The sequence below is a fragment of the Rhodococcus sp. ARC_M5 genome, assembly GCF_022810405.1.
Classification (GTDB): domain Bacteria; phylum Actinomycetota; class Actinomycetes; order Mycobacteriales; family Mycobacteriaceae; genus Rhodococcoides; species Rhodococcoides navarretei.
The window spans coordinates 1-262 of the sequence record NZ_JALGQE010000063.1; the positions used below are offsets into that span (position 1 = coordinate 1).

Consider the following 262-nt stretch of genomic DNA (forward strand, 5'->3'; position numbering starts at 1 on the left):
TTGTGGGGTTTGCATTGTCGATTCTGCCGGATCGGCCGACAGTGAGAAATTGTGGTGTTAGTCGAAGTGGTCTGGAACGGCCTGTCGTAGAGGGTGAGAGTCCCGTAGACGAAAACACTGCAACTGTTGTTGCGAATACCCAAGTAGCAGCGGGCCCGTGAAATCTGCTGTGAATCTGTCGGGACCACCCGATAAGCCTGAATACTCCCTGGTGACCGATAGCGGACTAGTACCGTGAGGGAAAGGTGAAAAGTACCCCGGG

General features: G+C 54.2%; 1 rRNA gene. It reads left to right on the plus strand.

Features of this window, described 5'->3' with window-relative positions:
• A 23S ribosomal RNA gene (locus MTX34_RS25555) occupies window positions 1–262 on the plus strand; the annotation flags it as partial.